A 2,094-nucleotide genomic window follows, 5' to 3' on the forward strand; every position below is an offset into this window, starting at 1 on the left:
TCCGGCGCCGGCGCGGCTTCCGCGGCGGCCGGGGCCTCCGGGCGGGCGCTCTTGATCTTTTGCAGTTCCTCGGTGTTGGCCACCACGTCCTGCAACAGCTTGTCCAGTTCGTCGTTGCCGTCCAGCTTGGTCAGCAGGTCGCGCAGCTTCTGGCGCGCCTCGTACAGCCGGCGCAGCGGGGTGACTTGCTTGACGATGTTGACCGGGTCGAAGTCGTCGAAGTGATTGAACTTCAGCTCCACATTGAGCTTGCTGCCGTCGTCGGACAGCGCGTTGTCCACCTGGGCGGTGACGCGCGGGCTCAGCGAGGCCAGCACCGCGTTGAAGTTGTCGCGGTCTATCTCCACGAAACGACGCTCGCTGAGCTTGGGCAGCGGCTGCTCCTGCTTGCCGGCCAGGTCCGCCAGGATGCCAACCACCAGCGGCAGCTCCCGTTTTTCCAGGGCATTGCCGATTTCCACGTCATACGTGATTTGCACGCGCGGCGGACGAATCCGGTCCAGCTTGTGCTGAGTGCTTTCTGCCATAACAGACCTCGATCGGTGAGTTGACGCCAATGGCGGACTCGGCGCTTGCGCCCGGTGGTCCGTATTGGCTTGTTGCTGGATTGTCTGACCATTGCCGAGTTTGACGGTCCCGGCTTCTTTTTTCATTGATGCCGGTCCTGAACGCCGCATGGAAGCCTTTTTTGCTGACAAATGCTTGCAATTTGCATTTTTCAATGCCCTCGGCTTAACAATTCCTATAGAACTGACGGCGTTTTTTTGCCAATATTATTTGCAATGGCAAATGGCGTTTGGGTGATGCGGATGCGCAACGGGTATCTGGCCGGGCTGTGCTGCTGTCTGGTTTTGGGCTTGGGCGGATGTTCGTCCCTGGGCTTCGGCCCATCGGTGAAATTGCAGGCGGCCACGCTGGACGTGGTCAGCATGGCCAATGACGACACGCCGCTGGCGGTGGATTTCGTCGCGGTCAAGGACCCGGAGCTGCACAAGCTGCTGCTGGGGCTGCCGGCGGCCAAGTGGTTCGAGCAGCGCGAGCAGCTGCGGCGCGACTATCCGGTGGACCTCAAGGTATGGGAACTGGAGCTGGTGCCGGGCCAGCACCTGGAGACCGAGGACGTGCCGATACGCGGCGAGCCGGCGGCCGGGCTGCTGGTGTACGCCGGCTACGCCGGACCCGGCATGCACCGGCTGAGCCTGGATACGCGCAAGAAAGTCTGGTTGCGTTTTGAAAGCAAGAATATGCGGCTGATGGAGCCGTAGCGGGGGGAGAGCGGTTTGAAAGCAGTGCCACAGGCGGTGTGTTGGTACGAGGGGATGCAGTTGCTGCCCCAGCATTTTCAATGGCAGTCCCTGCGCGCGGATGGGGTGGCCGCGGCGCTGGCGGCGGCGGCCCAGCCGCTGTACTGGGGGGTGTTGGAGCTGGAGCTGGACGAAGCGGCGCTGGCCGGCGGCGTGGCGCGGGTGTCCGCGCTGGAAGCGGTGCTGCCGGACGGTCTGCCGCTGCGCTTCGACGCCGGCGACGGCGCCGAGCTCAGCTGCGACGTGACCGCGGCCGCGGCGGAAGCGCCGGGGCGCACGGTGACGGTCTACCTGGCCTTGCCGCCCTTGTGGCGCGCCGGCCGGCTGGACGCGATGACCGGCCGCTACCGCTCGGAAAACAGCGAGGCGGTGCCGGATTTGAGCAGCGGCGAAAACCCGGCCAGCCTGACCTTGTGGCGGCCGGACATCCGCCTGGTCACCGAGGCCGAGCGCGCCGACATGATCTGCCTGCCGCTGCTGCGCATCGCCCAGCAAGGCGGCGGCTTTGCCCGCCGCGCTTACGCGCCGCCATCGCCGCGGGTGCTGCCGGACAGCCCGCTGGGGCGCAAGGTGGCGGCGCTGTGCGCCAAGGCGCGCGAAAAATGTGTGTTCCTCAGCGGCCGGCTGCGTCAGGCCAAGGACGCCGGCAAGGACGACGATATCGATGAAATCCGCCGCCAGCTGGCGGCGCTGTGGGCGCGGCTGCCGGAAGTGGAAGCCGCGCTGGGCAGCCGCGTGGCCCATCCCGCCGCCTTGTTCGGCCTGCTGGCCGGCATGGCCGGCGCGCTGA

General features: G+C 66.1%; 3 protein-coding genes. 2 read left to right on the forward strand and 1 reads right to left on the reverse strand.

Annotation, left to right across the window (positions count from 1 at the left end; all coding sequences use genetic code 11):
- Positions 1 to 527 (reverse strand): type VI secretion system contractile sheath small subunit (gene tssB / locus LQT98_RS22550; RefSeq protein ID WP_231465368.1); only part of this gene is annotated, 527 nt, incomplete at its 3' end.
- 276 nt (positions 528 to 803) lie between these two features.
- Here tssB and LQT98_RS22555 point away from each other — a divergent pair.
- Positions 804 to 1,265 carry a type VI secretion protein gene (locus LQT98_RS22555; RefSeq protein WP_156183852.1) on the forward strand — a complete coding sequence of 154 codons (462 nt, stop codon included), beginning with the start codon at positions 804 to 806 and terminating at the stop codon, positions 1,263 to 1,265.
- 24 nt (positions 1,266 to 1,289) lie between these two features.
- Positions 1,290 to 2,094: type VI secretion system baseplate subunit TssK (tssK, locus tag LQT98_RS22560; protein WP_231465370.1), on the forward strand; the 805-nt coding region annotated here is incomplete at its 3' end.

The organism is Chromobacterium aquaticum (assembly GCF_021129195.1).
GTDB lineage: Bacteria > Pseudomonadota > Gammaproteobacteria > Burkholderiales > Chromobacteriaceae > Chromobacterium > Chromobacterium aquaticum.

Bases quoted from the DNA above. Each gene is read 5' to 3' on its own strand.
- LQT98_RS22555 (WP_156183852.1), top strand. From the start codon at position 804: ATGCGGATGCGCAACGGGTATCTGGCCGGGCTGTGCTGCTGTCTGGTT.